We start from the raw sequence: 21,050 nt of genomic DNA, 5'->3' as shown, positions 1-21,050 counted from the left end.
AAAATATGTATCTAGAACCTCGTTAAATCAAGGCTATTTTCAAGTAATCATAACCTAATCTTGCTGTTTGGTACGTAGATGATATCCGCCACTATGAATTACCACTAGGAGATGCGGACAAATACTTGGACTCAAATTGAGTCAGGAGGATGTTAATGTACTCTCATGAGGAACGATTGAAAGCCGTAAAATTATATATAAAATATGAACACTCACTAGCAGCTACTATTCAAAAACTTGGATACCCTTCTCCAAAAGCTTTATATAATTGGCATCAGGAATATTGTGAAAATGGAGAACTTCGTGATTCATCTATTAGAGGTACTAAATTTACTCTAAAAGAAAAAAAGATAGCTGTTGAGCATTACTTTGAATATGGTCGGAATTATTCTCGGACAGTTCGAATGCTTGGCTATCCAGGCAGGGAAACATTAAGACAATGGTGTGAAGAATTAGCCCCAGAAGCTCGTAAAATTCGACGGAGTGCGCTAAACTATACGCAAGAGCAGAAAAAAGAGGCTGTAATCAGGCTCTTTAGCCGAAATACTTCTGCCAAAAAAATCGCAGAACAGACAGGTGTTGGTAGAAAGACGCTCTATGACTGGAAAAGTGATTTAGTCGGAAGGGATTTTCCTCTAACCATGCTAAAACAACCTATTGAACAAACGGTAGATACACTGAATTCAGAAGTCGATGATCTGCAAAAACAAGTCTACCAGTTACGAATGGAAAAAGAGATTCTTGAAAGAGCAGCTGTTCTAATAAAAAAAGAAACAGGCATTAATCCAATAAACTTAACAAATAGAGAAAAGACTATTTTGGTTAATGCCTTACGTACCAATTTTCCTTTAAAGAGCTTATTTCAACAATTAGAGCTACCAAAAAGCAGTTATTTTTATCACAGAAATCAATTAACTTTGACAGATAAATATGAAGAAAAACGTCTTTTACTAACAGAGATTTTCAATGAAAACGATGCAAGATATGGCTACCGTAGACTGCATGCAGAAATGAAAAATAAGGGTGTCCTATTGTCAGAAAAGGTTGTTAGAAGGCTGATGAGAGAAGAAAATCTTTCTGTTAGAATAGCGCGGAAAAAGAAATATAGTTCTTATGCTGGCGAGATTACACAAGCAGCCCCAAATCTTTTGCAACGAAATTTTAAGGCAGAAAAGCCGAATATGAAATGGCTGACTGATATTACAGAATTTCGCATGCCTGCTGGAAAGGTCTATTTGTCACCTATTATTGACTGTTTTGACGGAGCAGTCGTAAGTTGGACAATTAGTACTGAACCGAACGCAAAGTTAGTCAATACAATGTTCGATAACGCTGCAGAAACACTAGGAGTTAATGAGCATCCAATTATTCATTCTGATCGTGGCGCGCATTACCGATGGCCAGGATGGATAGAGCGAATAAAAACCTCCGGTTTGACACAATCCATGTCCAAGAAAGGTTGTTCTCCAGACAATTCTGCCTGTGAAGGCTTCTTTGGGCGCTTGAAGAATGAATGGTTTTACGGGGTATCCTGGAAGGACATCAGCATAGACGAATTCATGGAACGTCTAGACCATTATATTCATTGGTATAATGAAAAGAGAATCAAAATGTCATTAGGTGGAATAAGTCCTCTTCAGTATAGACGAAGTTTAGGATTAGCTGCTTAAACAGTCCAAGAAAACATCCGCATCCCCTCTTATGTGCAAAGTTCTTGCAAAACACAACAGGTTCTGTCGTATCATCTTGAAGAACAATAGCGTCTGCTGTGGGACTACAACCTCCTAGCAAAAGAGAAGTAGCAATCAAAAAGGAAAGCATATATTTCTTAACGTTCATTTCATTGCTCCCTAATAATATATACCAGTTATTTGTTTATTTTATTATGCCTATTGGATCATCTAATATAAACAAATTATGTTTTATCCATTTTAACTCTTCTTTATTTAATCCTCTTGTTTTTCCTGTTTCATAATCTAAACCTAAAAGTAATATTTCTTTAGAAAATATAAGATTCTCTCCATTAACGATTAAGCTAATCAAAAGGTTTCCTTTTTTCAGTAGCCCTTTATCATCTACCCAAGCATCAATAGAATCTGTTAATGATCTAACATCTGCTGAATCTACGTCTAAATATTTTTCAATAATAATTATATCTCTTAAATCGTTCCACTCAAATGTCCGCGAGATAACTAAATTATTTTTTATTTCTATTTTTATTGCATAAGACATTTTAAAATATCCTCCTATGCTATTTATTATCATTTAATAACCTGAATAATTCATACTTTTTCTGAAACGCTCTGGAAAAACTGTTCTAACGCTAGTTTGAGTTAATTTTATCAGCACCCTTTGGGTGTGCAAAAAGAACCCCAATCTGCTATGGTTAAAGCGACTAAACATAACCAAAGAAAGGGGTTCTCTCTATGGCAACTTTACATGAAAATCGTTTACTTTTCAATTCAAACATTACGGTATCTCACTCTGGGGGTAATTTATCCTCAGATTCCGGATTGATTTTAGTTAAGGAATTCATGCACACCATTAATTTCTCTAACATTTTGAAACAAACCCTCACTATTAACGATGATCGACTTTACTATAACCATGCTAATCATTCAATTATTGAACAAATTCTTTTTCAATTGATTGCTGGATATCAAACGGATTCCTTGGCTGACGTTTTATCAAAAGATCCCATTTTCCAGAGCCTATTAGCTAAAGAGCAACTCGCTTCACAACCCTCTATTTCTCGTTTATGGGATCGGTTAAGTCAGGAAAACATTTCCCAATTACAAGAAGTCAATCAAATCCTGATTGATAAAGTACGTACTGCTCGTAATACAACTGAAATGATTTTTGATCTAGACTCAACACATTCGGATACCTTTGGCAATCAGGAGAAATCGGATTATAATGCCCATTACCAAACGAATGGCTATCATCCACTTGTTGCCTTTGAAGGCCTGACCGGCGACTTTTTGAAAGCAGAACTTCGTTCTGGTAATGTGTACACATCCAATGGTGTTGCAGATTTTGTCCGGCCACTTTTTGACCATTACCAAGAAACCGTACCTGTATGTTCTATTCTAGTGCGTGCAGATAGTGGTTTTGCAACTCCTGAATTATATGAACTGTGTGAAAAACGTCAAAATTTTTATGTTATTCGATTGAAATCGAATCGTAACCTAGGAAAAATCGCTGAGCAATTTGTATCGATAGATGACCAGCAGGATTGGGATAAAAAAGAAGTTCATTACGCTTCTACACTCTATCAAGCGAAGAGCTGGACACATCCACGAAGAATTTGTATTAAATCTACGCGCGAAGCAACCGAATTGATTGCTCGACATGAATTTATCATAACCAATTTATCAGAGAACCTTTCTGCAGAAGCGGCCTTTCAAACCTATTCTAAAAGAGGCACCATGGAAAATTACATTAAAGAGGCCAAAAATGGATTTTATTTCGATAAAACCGACAGTCCTCGTTTTTTAGAAAATCATGCACGTATGATGGTGAGTGTACTAGCTTACAACATCGTCAATTTTATGCGTACTCTTTGTTTTACGAAAGAAACCAAAGGTTTTCAAGTTTCAACTATTCGTTTGCTCTTATTTAAAGTAGCGGGTAAACTTGTTCATTCTGGACGAAAAACCTTTTTAAAACTCAGTTCCTATCACGTTTACTATGAACTATTCCATAAAATCTTGCGGAATATTCAGCATTTCAAATGGCAGTAGCACTCACACCTAATGGAATAGTTTAAAAAAAAGGCTAATTTCAAGGGATTAGTATGCCTAAAAATCTTAATTTTCTGACAAAAAAATGAGTGACTTGGAAATTTTAAGTAAAATAAGTAAACCTATCAAACTAATGATCTGAAAGAAGTGAAAAATGCACCAATTATTAATTTTCTTAAAAGTATGAATCATTCAGGAATAATTCTAACACTCATATTTATACGTTTATGAGTATTATTTTATTAAATAAGTTGAAACAAAATGAACTAGAAAAGATTTAAGTAGTCTTTTATTTGGATTTCATCAACATCCAGTTTCTCATAAATAAATCCAATATTAGACTCTCTTAATAGTTCTAACTTTACAGGTATAAATGCTGAACCATGTTGATCAGGCAGCTTATTTTTAGTATTCTTAATTATCTTATTTGAATAGTAAGCATGATTACTTAGTATATGATTTTTTAAATCATCTGATTTAATTACTAAAGTATAGTCTGGTACAATTTTATCTTGTATGAGAGTTGATTTATTCTCATCGAATTCACTAATATTTAATTTATTGTTATAAAAAAATACTATCAAATAATCCAAATAATCCGGAATAAAATGCTTTCCTTTTTTTGCTATTTTTACATTATTTATCTTTTCAAATTCAGAAAAAATATCTAGCTGATCTTTATGATTAATACTTATTCCATCTATAAATTTGTACGCTGAGATGAAATCGACTCTTAAGTCGCCATAACTACTAAGACTTTCTGAGTATTGTACATCTATTTTAATATCATCTTTCACTAATAAATCTACACTGCTATAATCTATTTGATTATTTTTTTCGACTGCTATATTTAAATTATTTAACAGATGAATTGCCATTAATTCTGTAACCTTATTTTTATTATCGTTATAAGTATTAGCCATGGCTTGTAGCTCCTTTACTATCTACTTCAGATTAGAATATACAAAATCTACTAAGTGATCTATATTACTTGAATCTTTAACAAAGTTAGAAACATATTTTTTAGATTCAGAACTATTATTTAAAATATCAGTAATGATCTTTTTCTGATAGGATTCTTCAGCACGATTAGGTGTTAAAGCTCTATGACAAGACGGGCAAAGTTTAACTAAATTCTCCAATACATCTCCTGACTTATCTGCACCAAATGATATAACATGATGCAATTCTAAATAGTATCTGCTATTATCACGAATTTTAAAAGTACGATTCTCTATTTTATATTTATTTTTACAAGAAAAACATTCATCTGGTTGAGAAATAGTTACCAAATTAACAATTGCTTTATTTCTAGATTCTTTTGAATTTATGCTATTATCAGTTCCTAATTGATCAAAGTCTAATACTTTTCTCAGCTCAGCAATTTTTTTATTAAGTGTTTCTTTAGTTAGTTGTTTAAATAAGAATTCTTGTCCAAGTATTCTTTCTTTATAAAATAATGCTCTTTCAATGAATCCTGAAGAAAACTTTTTACTGAATGTTGATAACGATATGTTTTCTTTTTTATTTTCTAAAATATTCGCTTTATATAAGTTAATTTTTTTGAAATCTTTGTAGTATCTATTGTAAAACCATTTTAAGTTAATTCTTAATTGAGTATTTCTTTTTATTCCTTCTATAAATTCTGGCTGTAATTCTCTAAAATTAATATTTAATTGATTAATATCTTCAAGAGACATTAATATGCTTAACAAATTATCAATATAGTCTTCAGTAATATTCTTATTTAATATGTCAACAGAGTAGTATGAACGATTTAAATCTATACTACCACGTGGGATGAAAAATGAATTTATTATTATTCTTCCAAAATCACTATCTGTATAAACAAATCTTAATTGCTGGATCTTCGAATTAATTAAACTTAAAATAGAGTTTCTATCTAAACTCATATCATTATCAATAGTGGCCCTATGAGAAGATTCTCCAGTTAATTCAAATGATAAACCAGTATATTCCTTTAACAACTTATTATTCTCTTCTACGATTTTTCTATCTAATTCTATGCTCGCAAATTTAGAAGTTTTATATAAGACTTTCAAATTGAATCCGCTCTCTGTTTCATCAGATAGGTTAAAGAAAACAAAACTTAAGGTCTGTAAATTTTTACTATTCAATATATCGCTAAGTAATTTCATAAATATACCTCTTCCTCTTGTTATTTATTATTTTGAGGGTTATAATTTCAGTACCTCAAAAAAAATGCAGGAGTGATTATTTTTGTTTAAATATAAAATACTAGATTTATTTTCTGGTGCGGGTGGATTTTCTTATGGACTAGATCAATTAAAAGAATTTGAAACAGTTCTTGCAACAGACTTCAATGAAGCAGCTCTTCTTACTTTAAAAAAGAATATACCAAATGCTAAAACTATTTGTGGAGATATACTTCATTCTACACTAAAGGAAGAAATCATAACATCTGCAAAAGATTTAAATGTAAATATGATTATAGGTGGGCCACCTTGTCAAGGGTTTTCTAATAAAGGGAAAAAGTTAGGACTAAGTGATCCTAGAAATTACCTTTTTCTAGAATATTTAGATATTGTAAGACGTTTAGAACCTGAATTATTTATTATTGAAAATGTAAAAACGATGCTTACTGCTTCAGATGGTTACTTTATTCAAGAGATTAAAAAGCACATTAATGAGCTTGGTTATGTTTTAAATTATAAGGTTCTAGATAGCTCAGACTATGGTGTTCCACAAAAAAGGAAAAGAGCTATATTACTTGCTCATAAAAAACAACTCTTAAATTTTCCTTTGAAAAATGATATCTCAAATACTGTTAGAGATGCCATTTCAGATTTAGACTACTTAAATTCTGGGGAAGGAAAAGAAAATAGTCAATACTTAAGAGAAATTCGCTCACCTTATCAAGAAAAAATGAGAACAGATAGTTATGAATTGTATAATCATATAGCTACTAATCATAGTGAATTAGCTTTAAAAAAACTATCTATGATTCCACCTGAGAAAGGAAAAGAATATCTTCCCAAAGAGTACCATGGGAAACAAAAATTTAAGACTACTTGGAGCAGACTTGAGTGGGATAAGCCTAGTCCTACTATTGATACTAGATTCGATACACCATCTAATGGAAAAAATTCACATCCTTTTTTGAACAGAGCAATAACGCCTAGAGAAGCTGCTAGAATTCAAAGTTTTCCAGATACATTTAGATTCTATGGTAATAAAACGGCAATATGTACTCAAATAGGCAACGCTGTTCCCCCTTTGATGGCTAAGGCTATAGGTGAAAGTATAATTAACACATTGAGTAAAAGAAGCTCAATATTTACTGATCAATATCAATTATATAACGGAGATGCTTATAAAGTAATAGAAGAACTTATCAATAGTAAAAGAACAGTTGATCACGTAATTACTGATCCACCCTATAATATTTCTAAAAAAAATAACTTTGACACTATGAATAATGCTAAAAGAAAGGGTATTGATTTTGGAGAATGGGATAAAGAATTTGATTTATATTCTTGGATTGAACTATATTCATCAATATTAACTAAAGATGGATCTTTTATTATATTTTGTTCTTACCGATATATTAGCTATATTTGCGACGCAATGGAAGCTAATAATATAATAGTTAAAGATGTAATTAAATGGGTAAAAAGTAACCCTATGCCTAGAAATATTAATAGACGGTATGTGCAAGATACTGAATTCGCTATCTGGGGAGTTAAGAAGGGTTCGAAATGGATCTTTAATAAACCAGATAACCATCCTTATTTAAGACCTGAATTTAAGACTCCCACTGTTTTAGGAAAAGAACGTACAGCACATCCTACTCAAAAATCTTTGAATTTAATGGAAAACCTTATAAAAATACACACAAATCCTGGCCAAACGATTATAGATCCATTTATGGGTTCTGGTACGACAGGCGTAGCCAGTATTTTGCATGGTAGGAAATTCATAGGAATTGAACTTGATGAACAATATTATAATATTGCCATAGATAGAATAGAAAACAAAAAAAAAAAGATCCTTACAGACTGAGTTACTTTAAAATCATAGATTTTTTAACATAGAGAAAGAAAGGATTAATGAGCATTTTATCGCTAATTAAGCTTATTAAAACAGGTGTTAATATGAAGATTATAGAACTATTAAAAAAAGAGAATATTAAATATAAGGAAGTTGAGTACTCGAGAGAAGCTACTATTTTTAATGTTAATAATAAGCTAAATCTTGTAGTAATATATGGGAATAATAATAATTTCATGATGGAAAGAGAACTATTTTACTACCTAAATACTCATAAACTACATTATGCTATCTGTTTAGTAAATAAAATTGAAAAGCGTTTATTTCTTTTAACATTTAAAATAAAACATAATTGGCTTCTTTCAAGTTTTTCTGGAACTGATAAAGAAAGGTTACATCTTGGAAAAATTGTTTTAAATAATCCAATAAATGAAATAAATTTGGTTAATTTCTTACTAACTTATAACTAAAAAATAATACTTTATATTGTTATTGGAGAATATCTACTAAAAATAGAGATTCTCTTTTTTAGATTTAATTACTAGCTTCTAATTGCTATACCATCTTGATATAACAATTAAAATATATCATCTACTTTAGTAAGATCATCTAAATCTACTACATAACATGGTCTTCGGACATCATAGTTTACTTCATTTGAAATTTCTGGAATTCTGCTAAATTCTGCTCCACCTGTTATATGACCTATAGTGCATTCGTCAATATCAAATTTATTACTCGGTATCTTTCCATTTATAAACATTTGAACGACGTAATGAATATTAAAATCAATATTATAGTCATACTCCCGCACATTATATAAAAGATTTAGTCTATTATATCCCTTCGAGTTATAATAAGCTGATGTTTTAGTTTCTAACTTCAAATTTCCGATCTGAAAATATCTAGCATAATCAGAGCTCTCAATTTGTTGGTAGTTTATTTTTTTACTCTTCAAATATTTTTCAAAAACTAGTTCTCCTAAAACAGCTGTTAAAATCATGCTATATTTATATCCCGGTTGAGAAATAGGTTCTTCTCTAAAACTATATTTCATTCTATTTTCTGTTCTCTTTAAAGCTTCTTTCTTAAGAACCTCATCTATTACTATCACCTTAAGGACCCCCTCTTACTTTATTTTATTACAATAATTATATCATTACCTTAAAGAATACACTAGTTTACAAATATAAATATTTCTAATTGCTTCACTGTTTGATTATCCTATATTAAAAGGAGATGATTACATTGATTAAAAAAATAAAGAATTGGTTCGTGGAAGATGTTGATTTTTTATCAAAAATAGTAAGAACGATATTTATAGTAACAGTCTTAAGATTTTGGTCTATACGATTCTACAATTACTATCTCTTTATCGTATAAAATTATAGAGCTTCTATAGGTTGATCCGCTTGGTTATTTGCTTTTTACTATTTTTTATTCTTTCAAATTGTAGTTCTCAATTTTATTTATTGGTAAACACACATGAATGATAAATATTTATATTATCTGTCATTATTGAATCATTTAATCGACACTTGTATTTGACATTAAAATCTTAATAGTAACAAGACCTTGTAACTGTAGGCTATAGGTACACTTTAAATCGACAGTACATATATTTATTTAGATAGTTCAGGAGCTACAAGTTCTACTTTTATCCTATCTGGATCTTCAAAGTACACCGCGTAATGATTTCCACCTCCGGAAAATGGGTGTTGTTTTGTATAAAGAATAGGAATTCCTTTGTTTGTTAGTTTTTGAGTCATATCATCTACGTGTTGTCGTGAACTGGCATAAAAAGCTAAATGATTTAACCCTACATTTTTTCTATGGTACGAATTATCTGAAAAAGGCTCTTTTACTTGGACAAACACAATGTAAGTCTCTTCCAATTTCCAACTTTGTCCATTTTCCCATTTTTGAAAAGAATGATATCCTAAATCCTCAAGAAACCATCCCCAAAAATCAGTAGATTTTTTTAAATCAGAAACATAGAGTTCAATATGATGAAGCAATCCTTTTGACAAGAACCCCACTCCTTTTTTTATTATTTTAATACATGAAATTACATAGAATCATGTATTGTAGGTGTTTAGTTTATTTTTAAAGTCATTTACGGATAAAAGACCTTATTTTACTCTAAAAAAACGTTGGAAATTTAGCAGATTAAGGTTCTTGATTTGTACAATGCTACTTTACAGTCTTAAAAAATTATTTGAAGATTTAACAAAGGAATTAATTTCGTTAGAAAACCTTTATTTTATAAAAAAGTTAGTTTGAGATATTCTTTTAATGATGAAACCTCTAATATAGCATAGTTTTCGTGTCCATTAACATGCAATACAGGACGCTTTTTCCCATCATAAAAAGCTACATCTTCAGGTAGATCAGTCAAAGCGTCATCTCCCCAATCAAATAAGGAGTTGGAAACTTCTAATAAAATATTTTTTGTGGTTTTGTTTAATTCATAAAAGTAAATATGACCAATAATTGGACTATCTACAATCTCATTAGATAACCATTCATTAGTTGGATAAGAGTCCACTAAAAACTCAGTAAGACTTTCTATTAACCTTATTGATCTCTCACTAATCCCCACATCCTTCCTAGTAACAAAAGAAAATACTGTAGATGATTCACTAACCCAAATTAATAATCGTTTATATTTGTTTCCTTTTATATTTTTCTTTATATTCTTTTCCATTTTAAGCCGTTTTCCCCCATAAAAATAATGTCCTACAGATTTTTTCCGAGGATTAGTATGATTGTGTCTAAAGTAACCAGTTTTATTTTTAAACATGACATATTTCTTATTTACTAATGATTATATCAGAATGGAATTAATTTATTTCAATACATGAAATTGTATAAAAACGGGTATCCGGAATCCTATTCCAATAGGGTTCTTTTTTTATAGGGACCTCTAATACACGATTATGTGGTATAATAAACAAAATCATGTATCGATTTTGTGAGAGGAGAGGGCTTTTAAATGAGTTACAACGTCCAACCATTAAGAACGCAGCAAGAAATAAACGACTTTTTATTCTGTTTGAGGCGAAATAAAAACTCAGATCGGGATGTTTTTCTGTTTTTGATCGGCATTAATAGCGGTTTACGTATGTCAGACATCATTAAATTAAAGAAAAAAGACCTGATTTCCTCAAAAAATCCCCGCATTGTCGAAAAGAAAACCGGAAAAACGCGTATATTGTATTTGAGTAGTTTGCAGGACTTGATCCAAGCGTACACAAAAGACTTAGACTCAGAGAATTATTTGTTTCCAAGTACTAAAGGTGGTCATTTGGAAGTCAATACAGTCTATCAGATGTTTCAAAGAGTCGCTGCACTGCTAGGAAGAGACGATATAGGCACGCACACGCTGCGTAAGACGTTTGGCTACCACTATTACAAGAAAACTAAAGACGTAGCCACTCTGATGGAGATATTCGGTCATAGCAGCGAGAAAATCACGAAACGCTACATCGGAATCAATGAAGATGAAATCAGCGAAACGTTATTAAACTTTCGTTTAGGTTTTTAACTAGTGATTTCATCAGGAAATAAAAAAATTAGGAGCTGATAAAATGAAAAATGAAAACTATTATAAACTAATCGAAAGAGATAATACAAACCCAGAAAATCATGAACGGAGAGCTTTGTTCACTATTTTTAGTGAAAATAAAGAGCTGTATGCAAAGATTGATAACCTGTATGATTTTGAGGAACATTGGATTAAAACAGATTGTTTTGAGAAAGTCGATTTTAGTAGTGGAAATAGAAAAATGGTCGAATTAGCTTTTAATTTATATAATAATTATGATTGCTCCACACCATTAGAAATTTTTTCACTTCTTGATAATGATAATTATGAGTTAGCTATGAAAGCCGTTAACATTCGATTTAATAAGTAACTATATGACTTTTTTTAGACTGATCTATTGAACTAAAAAAGGATTATACCACTTAAAAAAACAGTATAATCCTTTTTTAGTTTAGTTGTTTTCCCTTACTAAAAGATGTCATTTAGAAGGCGATTAAATAAAAAAGTCGTTATTAATAAAACATTATCTGCCTGAATAATTCATACTTTTCCTTTAAACCTTTTAAACTGCCTAACGGTAGGCTTAAATTATAAAGTCCTTACCACCTGTTAAGTGATAAAAAAAGAACCCCTTTCTGCCATGGTTAAGGTGCTGAAACCAACCATAAGAAAGGAGTTCTCTTAATGATCAGCTTACACAAAAACATAGTAAAATTTAATTCAAATATCTGATTTTCTGCTAATAACCTCATTACTCTTCTATTATTTTGATAGAAAATTGAAATATATAAAATGACCCTAAAAAAGTTGCTTTTAGGGTCACTACAAATCCATTTTCTTGTTGTATTACTTTTGTTCTTCAAGCATTTCCAAAGCCTCTTCAAGACTCTTCCCGCTATAATTTTGAGCTTCGATCCACTGTCCAGTGAATCCTTTGGGTACAAAGGCGCCGATGATCATTCCGGGGATAACGGTCTCCACGTCATGCGGTGCTTTTTCTCCGCCCAAGTCTGTTTTGATCCAGCCGGGGTAGACGGAATTGATCATGACGTTTTTGGCTTTCAGTCTCCCAGCGTAGTCCTGGGCGAGTTTGTCCAGCGCGGCTTTTGACGCAACATAAGCCCCTAGCGCCGGCTGGTTCTTGACGACGCTGGTGGTGTTGATGATGCGTCCGAATTTTTGTTCCAGCATGCCCGGCAGTAACTTCTCTAACAGGATCATTGGAGCGATCGCGTTGATCTGATACGTCCGGACATACTCACTAGCATCCACTTGCCATTGAGGGTTCTGAAACGTTGACATGACGCCTGCATTGTTGAACAGGATGTCCACCGTTGTTTTTTCTAAAACCGTATCGGCCATTTTTCTGACTTCTTCTTCATTAGACAGTTCCGCAGCGACAGCAAAGACGTCCACACCAAGCTTTTTGATCTCTTCGACCAGTGATTCTGTATGCGCAAGATTCCGACTATGGACGATGACGTTCGCACCGTTTTTGGCCATCGCTAAAGCGGTCTCCCGTCCGATCCCTCGACTAGCTCCTGTAACAAGTGCCCATTTGTTTTTGACATCCAACATATTTGTTTCCTCCTGTAAAAGATATTTTAGTAACAAAGCGTTCGTGTCACTGGTTTCTGCCACTATAAACTAGTGACAGGATAAATACTGACTATTTAATATTAGTATACGCTTTCATAGGCGTTTGAGGCAAGGTAAGAGCTTTTTGATCTCATAAATCTCATGTAGACTTTTGAAGATATCAAAAAAGGCACGAAACCAAAAAAGAATTGATTTCGTGCCTTTTGCATATACTATTTAATCGTTAGAGACTCAAACACAACACTCTACCAAATTTCAGTGAGTGGAAATAAAATTACAAAAGCATACTCCCCATCTATTGTGGCTTATACAGGAAGCTTTACAAAGGCAGAACTAAAGTTAGATAGTTCTATTCAATCTACTTACTACTTGAAAAAAAAGGGGGGGTTATTTACAACTTCAATAAATTTAAGAGCAAAGTTATTGTCTAATAAAATTTCTATTACTTATTAATTACCCTAAATACTCAACAGTAGTTGTTCCCCAACTAAAAATATCACTTAAAATTCCATAACCGGTAAATAAATTATAGGCTATACAACAAATACATGCTACGTAAATGAACTTATGTAGTGTATTTGTTTTTTTATTTCTAAAAATTAGAATAGGAGAAGTAATTAAACCTAAAGGTGTGATTAAAAAGCCCAAAAAAGAAAGAACTAATAAAATTAACCCTTCATCTTTTTCACTTGATCCACGAATAAAAGCTAATTTTTGAACATTTTCTTCAATCTTACCTTTATTTTCTTCTATTTTTTTTTTGAGTTCTTGATTTTCTTTCAATAATTCGTCAATCGAAACTTCGTAATAGGTACTCAACTTTACTAGATTATCTAAATCAGGGTAACTATTTCCATTTTCCCATTTCGAAATAGATTGTCTTGAAATATGTAAATGATCTGCTACATTTCCTTGCGAGTACCCTTTATTCACTCTACTTTCTTTCAATCGTTCTCCTAATGCTATTTATCTTTTTCCTCCTTCTTTTTCTCTTTGTTCTATCATACCGAAAGTAAAGATCATTGACTATCAGCTATTAGTTGCTTTTTAGCACCTAATGGTTGCTAAGATGTAAACCACTGCGTTCTTTTCGTTTTATAATATTAGATAGATAATTTGATTATGAACTACTAGATTAAGAGAATGGTTATGGGAGATATTATAATGAAAAAAATAACTAAAAAAAATGGTTATCAATTTTTGTCTATCCTTATTTTTAGTGTTGCTATTTTAGCTGTGTTTACCGGAAACATTATTTTTGGGTACGTTTTAATTGTTTTAGGCTATTGTTTCCTTCGAAAGTCTGATTTAGAAGATTAAAAACACCTTATTCCTCTGTTAGCACCTAATGGTTGCTAGCATGTAAACCATTGCGTTCTTATCAATATATGTTAATTGCGAGATAATATTATTATCAATTTAAGGAGGATAGCAGGTATAAAAATCATTTAATTTATTATATACTTTAGGAGGAAAAAATTTATGTTAAACAAAAAGAAAAATTTTTTATTAGTTTTTGCAATCCTAGCTTTTGTTGTGTGGGCTTTTCCTGGTAATGTGTATGCTTCAGAGTTGTCAGAAATAGAATAAGCAAACGAAATTTTAAGAAATCCAGAAAATTATAGTGAGTATTTAAAAAATTACTCTGTAGAAGATGCTTTAAAAGCTGGAGTAGACCCCGAATATGCAGAAACTGCAAGTGAAGATGCTTTAGAACAATTAAATGAATTTCAACTACTTGATTACAATCAACAAATGGAATTTCTTGATTCTATGAAACAACCTTTTGAATCTTCTGAAGAAATAATTACAGAAAAACCTTCAGTACAACAATATCAAGCAAGAGCAGCCTCTAATTCAAGAACCGTTAGCCATACATCTACACTAAGCTCATTCGGTATAAATTGGACTACTTATAGAGTTACTGTCACTTATACTTATAATAGTACAGGAGCTTTAAAAGCAGGTACTACAAGCGGTATTGTAGTAAGAAATCTTAATCCTTTAGTAAAAACGTCAAGAACTTCTTCTTATGGATCAATATCAAATAAAAAATATAGTGGAGTAGCTACATTTAGTTATAAAATTGGACCACTTAAAGGATTGAGTGTTCAAATTGGAACTTATAATTTGAAAGTTACTGGTGGGGAAAATGGCCTAATTAGTGGTTCTGCTTGGAAAAATTAAAAGAGAAAAAGGTGATACTATGCAAAAAAAAACTGTGAAAATAATCGTAGCTGCTGTAATAATAATTATGGTAGTTTTTGCAATTATTGGAATTATGACTTTCTAATATACACGTAAAAATTTTAAATTAACATAAAACCCATTAAACAAAGAACTCCTACCATAATAAAATGGTAGGAGTTCTTTGTTTAATTATTTGGCAAAACATACTAAATTATTATAATTATTTTTTTTTGAATATACGATTAAATATGCTTATTTTCTCAGGTGAACTTTGTTCTAGTTCCATTAATTTTTTATCATGAGTTTCCAACTTTACAATAGCAATTTCTAATTGATCTGATAATTTCAGGTTACTCTCAATTAGTTGATTAATAAGCGACTCATATTGTCTGATTTTATCATCTTGAATCGGTTGCATGTCGTTAGTTGTGGCGCTCTCAAATCGGGTATCGCCACCTGATACGTCCGACACGTCATTTTCTGACAATGCTTGTTTTATTGACTTTTCAAGAGAGAAATCAGGACGTACTTTTAACGCTACTATCCGTTTCAAAACCGATACGTCGCTATTTGTATATAATCGACTATTATTACTATCACGATTGAAATAAGACTTGTTTCCGCTCGTTTTTTCAACCAAACTAGAGTATTTTCGCAAGGTTGTTACTGCAATTCCTAGCTTCTTCGCAGCGATATTAGGCGATATGTATTCTATAAAATTACTATCCTTATTCATAAATAAAACCACCTTAAATGTTGTTATAACAATAGTTTAAATGAATCTAACTAACGACACTAGTATTTAATTTTTCTTGTTTGGACTTTTCACTCTTGTATCTTTCAGATTGTGTTTCTATCTCTTTATTATTAACCCAATCATATAATGGAACCTGTACTTGTTTTTTTTCTTCAAAAATGAAACTAATTCTTTCAATTTTATTTCCTTTTTTAGCTTTTTCTTTTTTATAACTGAGACTTTTAAAGAATGGTTTTAACTCCTTAATACTTTTTTCAAGGATTCTTCTATCTATATCATACATACGATAACTTTTAGGGATATCTAATAATCGTTTAAATTCTTCAATCGAGACTGTATAGAAGCCAGTACCTTTAAATTGTTTTAATTTACGGTAAATCGTCTTTGTATAAGAACTATTAATTTCTGTAAATTCTTTTAACTCAAATTTAGTAAACATTTCAAAGTCATTTAAGAGAAATTCAAAGTCATTATTAATACCAATTTTTACAGTTTTTGTATCTGCATTGATATCAAATTTTGTGAACAATACAAAACGTTTTATTCTTGTTTCTGTACGTTCCCCATATGTAAGACCTAGCATTTTAGTATACGTTTTATCTAGATCATTCATAAAGCGTTTAACTGATGTCGGCGAATAATTGCTCAACTCTTTTAATTGTTCAAAACTAAATTCGATTTCTTGAGAGTATTTATCTTTTAACTTTGAGCATATTGAAAAAAATAAATCTAATTCATTAGGATTGAATTTTCTAAAACTTACATCGTTTAAACTATTTTCATATTTTACAATTTCATTCAACAAATATTCCGCCTTTCGAGTGTTTATTTCATTATAAACACTCGCAGACGACATGTAAATGATATGTCGTTCTTCAACAGACAAAATGTCGTCTTTACTAAGACAAAATGTCGTCTATATACAGACAAAACGTCGTCTTTACTAAGACAAAATGTCGTCTATAGTGCAGACAAAATGTCGTCTGCACTATAGCTGTATCCCTTTGAGGAGTAAGTCAAAATAGACATCTAAAACTCTTTTATCTTTAAAACTCTTTTAAAACTTTATTAAAACTAATATAAAGAAATAGCATATATACTATTCTTTAAAAATCTTTCAATATCTAAACAACAAATAATCATTAATGTTCTGACGCTCGACGGTTCGAACAATTGAAACCGGTAAGCTTCAAAAAATCAGCTTTTAGTTATTCTTTAGTTCGATCATTTTTTCTTCAGTCACTAACTCTTATTTTATGGCTTGTTGTTCCACAGAAATGTCTGCAATGGTCGATCCAACCGACATATTTGATTAAATTAAATACCCTAATAAAAGAAGTACATTGAAAGACTACTAACTAATCAAGAGCTATAAGTCTAACACGCTTTAAATGGACATATTTACACCAGTGGCGAAACTTTACGTCCCAAATCAGATAAGAACAACCCAACTCCACCAAAATGCTTAAAACAAGCAAAATACACCACATGAGTTCCATAAAAAAATAATTCCACCGACTACATCTCTACAAAGAACGAAAAGATCCAGCGAGCTAAGAGTAAATACTCTTAATCTCTTAACTACGTTAGAATTATTGATCAACTATTATCCTGCAAAAACGTTACTCTTACTTCTCAAAATCAGTATCCTTTACTAGATAAAAATAAAAACATTGCTACGCAAACTAAAAACCAGTTTATAAGGTCAAAAGAAGTCGCTGTGCTCTATTTGCAATAAACGAACGGGGTAACTACTTAAAATCTATAAATAAGCTCTAAATCTTATTTTAGCTAGAAATTAAACAAGTATAGTGCTCCCTTCGGTCGTGCAGGGCAAGCCCTACATACCCAAAAGCAGAAAAAACCAAAAAATAAAGGACTAATCAGTTAAACAGACCCTGTTAAACGTAAAAAAAGCACGTTCAACAATTTTTAAACCATTGGACACACATTTCCGTCGGTTGAGGTTTAAAGTGGCTTAGAAATGATTTAAAAGCTCTTTTTAGCTATTGCCCCTTGAATCAAGAATTACTCTCTAAAAGTTTGCGTGTACGGTAACTAAAAAACAGAGAATTACCAGAGTAAGAAAAAAGACAAAGTAATATTATCCCTGAATCAGCTTCTGAAAAAGTAACACTAAGCACCACTAGGGTAATTAAAATGTGTAGAATTCCGCCTAAAACAATTAAAGAGTTAAAATTTTTCTGTTTATTTTTAGATAGCCTTTCGAGTTGATTCAGATCAACAGGGACCACAGTGAAATAGCGTACAAAAATAGATGTATACTTCCCCATTATGATATTAAAAATACCAAACAAATACCCGAAAATAATGAATGCAGCGATAACGTAAACTATGTAATCTATCAAAAAAAAACCTCCTAAAATAGTTTGTTCTCTTGTTTAGTTTTGACTAAAAAATAAAAATTAACAAGAGGAATCATTTCTTGTAGCTAATCCCAAAATAAAAATGAGCACTTGCACATGATGAATCGTGTTGTGCCAAAACCAAAAAAAAAAGAGTTAGACAGGATCAATCCAGTTTTAAAAATTTCATTTTTATTGTGGTAAAAATCGATCCGAAATTTTAAAAATTCGTTCCACTCATGTGAAGAAAAAATCAAAAAAAAAGAAAGTTCAAAAACAGAAAAAAATTGTAGCAGAAATAAAATGAGCTTTAGGTAATTCTAGGTAAGAGCATAAAGAGATTCCGACGTCGCCCGTTTTTTCGCGGTGCTCCAAAACGTTGACGTGTCAGGCTGTGCCTGACGAATCTTAAATAAAAAAACCGACGCCTAATTCGCAAAAACAGATGTTTTTTTTGATTTTCCAAAAAGGCTTCGTATCAACGGTTACAGCGTTTCAATGTACACATTTGTACACAAATGTGTACTTAATGTGTACTTTAAGTGTACTTATGTGTACAAAATGTACACATAATGTGTACGGTTTTTGGGCTTTTTTGCTTGTGTTTTTAAACAATAAAAATAAAAAAGCATGGATCAAAAAAATAATTTGACCTCTGCTTTTTTATTTTTATTTATGTAATTATTTTAAAAAAAATTAGTCAAAGACACGCTAGATTCTTCTGTTTTTTTTCTTTTTTGAAAATAAATTTAGCACCGAAGAGATAAATAAAATAATTCCCAGTCCCATATTCCAGTTAAAAATATTTTCCTTAAATAAAATAAAATACAAGCTATTCAAAAAGATAATGACAATGCTACACACAAGAATAAAAACATAAAGTAGAGAATTTAATGTGTATTCTTTTCCAAATAATTTTATCATTTGATCCCTCCTATTTTCTGTATGATTGCTATAATAACTTAATAGATAGTTATATAAGACAGTATAAAATTCATGAAATCAATGCCTTACAACTATCTATTTAGTTTTTTTTAAGGTAATAGAGCAATAACAACACTAGAAATTAAATCAAATACGGCTCCAATTAGTTTTTTAGTAGAATAAGTCAGTTTTTTTAACATACTTTCAAAAATCCCTTCTTTTTTATACTTCTAGATACATGAAATTGCTTAAATTAGTGTATTTAGAATCTTATTAAATCAAGATTCTTTTTTTACTCTAGGAGCACTTGCTAAAACCAATCCGCCTTCTAATTCTTGATTGCTCATTACTACGATATACGATTCTAAAGGGTGTATTCCTCTTTTTACTGATTCTACTGAAGCAAAAAAAGAATTAACGTCAATACAAAGAATATCTCTTTTTGGTTGGTGTGAGTAGTCCATTTTTATCATCTTTCATACACCCTCTTTAGAATATTTTATACGCTAAACCATTTCTCAAAATTAATTTTTTTTGCATTACAAATTAAGTCTAATTCACAAAAAATTACACCTGCATTTATAGATTGAATATAAATATTATTTTCATAATATCCGTTATACAAAGTGACTACTCTCCCAACCGTGATTTTATAAGGTTGGGCGTTCTTCTTACTTAGTGAAATCTATTTTTGGATAATGGGGAAGGTTGTTATGTTTAATATTACTGGTAATTTTAAAATACAGTTACCGAGCCATATCTCCAATAACAAAGGCTACAAAAGTATAATCATAAAGTAAGGTTTGTCCATCTTTAGCCACCTCAATTGCACCTATTTATTTTATTTATCTTGATACTGTCGTTTCCCCCAGTATATCGGCTATTTTTTAATTGTTTTCGTCGTAACCTTCCGAAACAGAGGCAACTTCCTATCCCCTACTCGTTCATAGTCTCAACCAAGAAAAAATCCCAACCATTTATGTGGTTGGGATTTTAGTATACTATGCAATTGAAACATCAGAGGTATTAATTTTTCCATTCGCTATAGCCATTTAAAATAATTATATATATTACATACATGCAGGGAATAAATATAGCAAATAGGATTATCTTTATAATCCAACTTACTGTCGAAAATATAGCCCCAATAAGTATATACAGCATAAAAAAAACAAATACGGACATTATTAACAATAAAATAATTAAAATAAAATTTTTAATTATTCTATTGTTAATCTTTAAAACAGCTGATAATATTTCTTCAAAAAAAATTAAAATGAATTCCATTTAAACGCTCCTTTTAAAAGTCTATCCATCCATTATTTATATTTTTATCATTCTTGTCAATTAATTTAGCAATTGTTAATCCTGGATTAGCGATTGCTACTGCTGATTTAGAAAGTCCTTTTGCTAATACTTGATATCGTTTTATCTGGAATGAGGCACTAACTCTACTTCCGATTTGAGAAACGAGTACAGACCAACCATATTTTCTTATAAACCAACTAATTGCCCCACCTGTAACAAATGAAATGGCAACATTTAAAATTGTTCCTAATACTTTAACAGATACAATTTTTCTAGCAGCAATAACCTCTTCACCAGAAATACCATCATAAAAACGATCAAAAACAGTTTCATGATTGCTATCAATTTCTTCAATGATATTTTCAGTGGTTTCTTCTAAATCACCATAAGATTCTGTATCTGAATTAAAAAAATCCATGATTTCATTGGTTGTAGATTCTTCATCTTCACTAGTAGGGAGATCCATTTCTGCAACTGCTTGAATTATCATATTTTCAAATACTTCTTTTTGCTCCACGGTCATATTATTCACGTCAATAATTTCGTTATCATCATACTCATTAATTATTTCTTTCTCATGTTCA

The 21,050-nt window shown here is 30.9% G+C and carries 23 protein-coding genes; 9 read left to right on the top strand and 14 right to left on the bottom strand.

Translation table 11 applies throughout. The features are described from left to right. The first annotated feature begins 155 nt into the window (after nucleotides 1–155). Nucleotides 156–1,670 carry an IS3 family transposase gene (locus BR50_RS00630; protein WP_034545103.1) on the top strand — a complete coding sequence of 505 codons (1,515 nt, stop codon included), beginning with the start codon at nucleotides 156–158 and terminating at the stop codon, nucleotides 1,668–1,670. A gap of 205 nt (nucleotides 1,671–1,875) precedes the next feature. On the opposite strand, the gene BR50_RS00625 is transcribed toward BR50_RS00630, so the two are convergent. Beyond that, nucleotides 1,876–2,232, bottom strand: coding sequence for a hypothetical protein (locus BR50_RS00625; RefSeq protein ID WP_034545101.1), 357 nt, complete (start codon nucleotides 2,230–2,232; stop codon nucleotides 1,876–1,878). Nucleotides 2,233–2,426: 194 nt separating this feature from the next. Here BR50_RS00625 and BR50_RS00620 point away from each other — a divergent pair, with 194 nt between their 5' ends. Further along, nucleotides 2,427–3,743 (top strand): IS1380 family transposase, encoded by a 1,317-nt coding sequence (locus tag BR50_RS00620; protein WP_034545099.1) that lies wholly within the window; start codon nucleotides 2,427–2,429, stop codon nucleotides 3,741–3,743. A 266-nt stretch (nucleotides 3,744–4,009) separates the two neighbouring features. Here BR50_RS00620 and BR50_RS00615 read toward each other — a convergent pair whose 3' ends face one another. Beyond that, the gene (locus BR50_RS00615) at nucleotides 4,010–4,666 is read right to left on the bottom strand and encodes a hypothetical protein (RefSeq protein WP_034545097.1); all 657 of its coding nucleotides are present in this window, start codon (nucleotides 4,664–4,666) and stop codon (nucleotides 4,010–4,012) included. A 21-nt stretch (nucleotides 4,667–4,687) separates the two neighbouring features. Beyond that, nucleotides 4,688–5,902 (bottom strand): HNH endonuclease signature motif containing protein, encoded by a 1,215-nt coding sequence (locus BR50_RS00610; RefSeq protein ID WP_034545095.1) that lies wholly within the window; start codon nucleotides 5,900–5,902, stop codon nucleotides 4,688–4,690. Between the two features lie 82 nt (nucleotides 5,903–5,984). On the opposite strand from BR50_RS00610, the gene BR50_RS12945 reads away from it, so the two are divergent. Together BR50_RS12945 and BR50_RS00600 are read left to right on the top strand one after the other, a co-directional pair. Continuing rightward, entirely contained in the window at nucleotides 5,985–7,787 is a 1,803-nt protein-coding gene (locus BR50_RS12945; RefSeq protein WP_081884459.1) for a DNA cytosine methyltransferase, read from the top strand. A 47-nt stretch (nucleotides 7,788–7,834) separates the two neighbouring features. Further along, nucleotides 7,835–8,245, top strand: a complete 411-nt coding sequence (locus tag BR50_RS00600) for a hypothetical protein (protein WP_034545093.1) — start codon at nucleotides 7,835–7,837, stop codon at nucleotides 8,243–8,245. Nucleotides 8,246–8,352: 107 nt separating this feature from the next. On the opposite strand, the gene BR50_RS00595 is transcribed toward BR50_RS00600, so the two are convergent. The 3 genes from BR50_RS00595 to BR50_RS00585 all read right to left on the bottom strand — a co-directional run bounded on the left by BR50_RS00595 (nucleotide 8,353) and on the right by BR50_RS00585 (nucleotide 10,482). After that, the gene (locus tag BR50_RS00595) at nucleotides 8,353–8,889 is read right to left on the bottom strand and encodes a hypothetical protein (RefSeq protein WP_034545091.1); all 537 of its coding nucleotides are present in this window, start codon (nucleotides 8,887–8,889) and stop codon (nucleotides 8,353–8,355) included. Nucleotides 8,890–9,397: 508 nt separating this feature from the next. Beyond that, on the bottom strand, nucleotides 9,398–9,805 hold the full coding sequence (locus BR50_RS00590; RefSeq protein ID WP_034545089.1) for a VOC family protein: 408 nt from the start codon (nucleotides 9,803–9,805) through the stop codon (nucleotides 9,398–9,400). Nucleotides 9,806–10,038: 233 nt separating this feature from the next. Beyond that, entirely contained in the window at nucleotides 10,039–10,482 is a 444-nt protein-coding gene (locus tag BR50_RS00585; RefSeq protein ID WP_143298392.1) for a hypothetical protein, read from the bottom strand. Between the two features lie 288 nt (nucleotides 10,483–10,770). Here BR50_RS00585 and BR50_RS00580 point away from each other — a divergent pair, with 288 nt between their 5' ends. Together BR50_RS00580 and BR50_RS00575 are read left to right on the top strand one after the other, a co-directional pair. Continuing rightward, complete coding sequence (locus BR50_RS00580; protein ID WP_034545132.1) at nucleotides 10,771–11,322, top strand: tyrosine-type recombinase/integrase; 552 nt, start codon at nucleotides 10,771–10,773, stop codon at nucleotides 11,320–11,322. A gap of 43 nt (nucleotides 11,323–11,365) precedes the next feature. Beyond that, nucleotides 11,366–11,692 (top strand): DUF6075 family protein, encoded by a 327-nt coding sequence (locus BR50_RS00575; RefSeq protein ID WP_034545046.1) that lies wholly within the window; start codon nucleotides 11,366–11,368, stop codon nucleotides 11,690–11,692. A 476-nt stretch (nucleotides 11,693–12,168) separates the two neighbouring features. On the opposite strand, the gene BR50_RS00570 is transcribed toward BR50_RS00575, so the two are convergent. After that, entirely contained in the window at nucleotides 12,169–12,900 is a 732-nt protein-coding gene (locus BR50_RS00570; protein ID WP_034545130.1) for an SDR family NAD(P)-dependent oxidoreductase, read from the bottom strand. Between the two features lie 228 nt (nucleotides 12,901–13,128). Between BR50_RS00570 and BR50_RS13095 the strand changes: the two genes are divergently transcribed. Next, nucleotides 13,129–13,374 carry a DUF5626 family protein gene (locus tag BR50_RS13095; RefSeq protein ID WP_428829194.1) on the top strand — a complete coding sequence of 82 codons (246 nt, stop codon included), beginning with the start codon at nucleotides 13,129–13,131 and terminating at the stop codon, nucleotides 13,372–13,374. Here the strand turns inward: BR50_RS13095 and BR50_RS00565 are convergent, their stop codons facing one another. Next, on the bottom strand, nucleotides 13,375–13,887 hold the full coding sequence (locus BR50_RS00565; RefSeq protein ID WP_034545129.1) for a helix-turn-helix domain-containing protein: 513 nt from the start codon (nucleotides 13,885–13,887) through the stop codon (nucleotides 13,375–13,377). It lies immediately after the preceding gene. 198 nt (nucleotides 13,888–14,085) lie between these two features. Here BR50_RS00565 and BR50_RS12850 point away from each other — a divergent pair, with 198 nt between their 5' ends. Continuing rightward, nucleotides 14,086–14,241, top strand: a complete 156-nt coding sequence (locus BR50_RS12850; RefSeq protein WP_170206171.1) for a hypothetical protein — start codon at nucleotides 14,086–14,088, stop codon at nucleotides 14,239–14,241. A 453-nt stretch (nucleotides 14,242–14,694) separates the two neighbouring features. After that, the gene (locus BR50_RS00560) at nucleotides 14,695–15,108 is read left to right on the top strand and encodes a hypothetical protein (RefSeq protein ID WP_034545128.1); all 414 of its coding nucleotides are present in this window, start codon (nucleotides 14,695–14,697) and stop codon (nucleotides 15,106–15,108) included. Nucleotides 15,109–15,331: 223 nt separating this feature from the next. Here BR50_RS00560 and BR50_RS12370 read toward each other — a convergent pair whose 3' ends face one another. The 6 genes from BR50_RS12370 to BR50_RS00525 form a co-directional block, all read right to left on the bottom strand. Next, complete coding sequence (locus tag BR50_RS12370) at nucleotides 15,332–15,847, bottom strand: helix-turn-helix domain-containing protein (RefSeq protein ID WP_051905692.1); 516 nt, start codon at nucleotides 15,845–15,847, stop codon at nucleotides 15,332–15,334. A gap of 46 nt (nucleotides 15,848–15,893) precedes the next feature. Beyond that, complete coding sequence (locus BR50_RS00550; protein WP_051905691.1) at nucleotides 15,894–16,670, bottom strand: replication initiation protein; 777 nt, start codon at nucleotides 16,668–16,670, stop codon at nucleotides 15,894–15,896. A gap of 1,219 nt (nucleotides 16,671–17,889) precedes the next feature. Beyond that, on the bottom strand, nucleotides 17,890–18,237 hold the full coding sequence (locus tag BR50_RS00545; RefSeq protein ID WP_034545124.1) for a hypothetical protein: 348 nt from the start codon (nucleotides 18,235–18,237) through the stop codon (nucleotides 17,890–17,892). Between the two features lie 708 nt (nucleotides 18,238–18,945). Beyond that, complete coding sequence (locus tag BR50_RS00540; protein WP_034545121.1) at nucleotides 18,946–19,158, bottom strand: hypothetical protein; 213 nt, start codon at nucleotides 19,156–19,158, stop codon at nucleotides 18,946–18,948. 278 nt (nucleotides 19,159–19,436) lie between these two features. Then, nucleotides 19,437–19,622, bottom strand: a complete 186-nt coding sequence (locus BR50_RS00535; protein ID WP_143062527.1) for a hypothetical protein — start codon at nucleotides 19,620–19,622, stop codon at nucleotides 19,437–19,439. 836 nt (nucleotides 19,623–20,458) lie between these two features. Beyond that, on the bottom strand, nucleotides 20,459–20,983 hold the full coding sequence (locus BR50_RS00525; protein WP_143298393.1) for a hypothetical protein: 525 nt from the start codon (nucleotides 20,981–20,983) through the stop codon (nucleotides 20,459–20,461). Nucleotides 20,984–21,050 lie beyond the last annotated feature (67 nt).

This window comes from Carnobacterium alterfunditum DSM 5972 (assembly GCF_000744115.1).
Lineage (GTDB): Bacteria > Bacillota > Bacilli > Lactobacillales > Carnobacteriaceae > Carnobacterium_B > Carnobacterium_B alterfunditum.
Note: the sequence above shows the minus strand (reverse complement) of the source record. Positions and strands in the feature narration are given on the sequence as shown.

Excerpts from the sequence above, each read along its gene's own strand:
- BR50_RS00630 (WP_034545103.1), top strand. The coding sequence starts at position 156 with ATGTACTCTCATGAGGAACGATTGAAAGCCGTAAAATTATATATAAAA.
- BR50_RS00625 (WP_034545101.1), bottom strand. The coding sequence starts at position 2,232 with ATGTCTTATGCAATAAAAATAGAAATAAAAAATAATTTAGTTATCTCG.
- BR50_RS00620 (WP_034545099.1), top strand. The coding sequence starts at position 2,427 with ATGGCAACTTTACATGAAAATCGTTTACTTTTCAATTCAAACATTACG.
- BR50_RS00615 (WP_034545097.1), bottom strand. The coding sequence starts at position 4,666 with ATGGCTAATACTTATAACGATAATAAAAATAAGGTTACAGAATTAATG.
- BR50_RS00610 (WP_034545095.1), bottom strand. The coding sequence starts at position 5,902 with ATGAAATTACTTAGCGATATATTGAATAGTAAAAATTTACAGACCTTA.
- BR50_RS00600 (WP_034545093.1), top strand. The coding sequence starts at position 7,835 with ATGAGCATTTTATCGCTAATTAAGCTTATTAAAACAGGTGTTAATATG.
- BR50_RS00585 (WP_143298392.1), bottom strand. The coding sequence starts at position 10,482 with ATGGAAAAGAATATAAAGAAAAATATAAAAGGAAACAAATATAAACGA.
- BR50_RS00580 (WP_034545132.1), top strand. The coding sequence starts at position 10,771 with ATGAGTTACAACGTCCAACCATTAAGAACGCAGCAAGAAATAAACGAC.
- BR50_RS00575 (WP_034545046.1), top strand. The coding sequence starts at position 11,366 with ATGAAAAATGAAAACTATTATAAACTAATCGAAAGAGATAATACAAAC.
- BR50_RS00570 (WP_034545130.1), bottom strand. The coding sequence starts at position 12,900 with ATGTTGGATGTCAAAAACAAATGGGCACTTGTTACAGGAGCTAGTCGA.
- BR50_RS12850 (WP_170206171.1), top strand. The coding sequence starts at position 14,086 with ATGAAAAAAATAACTAAAAAAAATGGTTATCAATTTTTGTCTATCCTT.
- BR50_RS00560 (WP_034545128.1), top strand. The coding sequence starts at position 14,695 with ATGAAACAACCTTTTGAATCTTCTGAAGAAATAATTACAGAAAAACCT.
- BR50_RS12370 (WP_051905692.1), bottom strand. The coding sequence starts at position 15,847 with ATGAATAAGGATAGTAATTTTATAGAATACATATCGCCTAATATCGCT.
- BR50_RS00540 (WP_034545121.1), bottom strand. The coding sequence starts at position 19,158 with ATGATAAAATTATTTGGAAAAGAATACACATTAAATTCTCTACTTTAT.
- BR50_RS00535 (WP_143062527.1), bottom strand. The coding sequence starts at position 19,622 with ATGGACTACTCACACCAACCAAAAAGAGATATTCTTTGTATTGACGTT.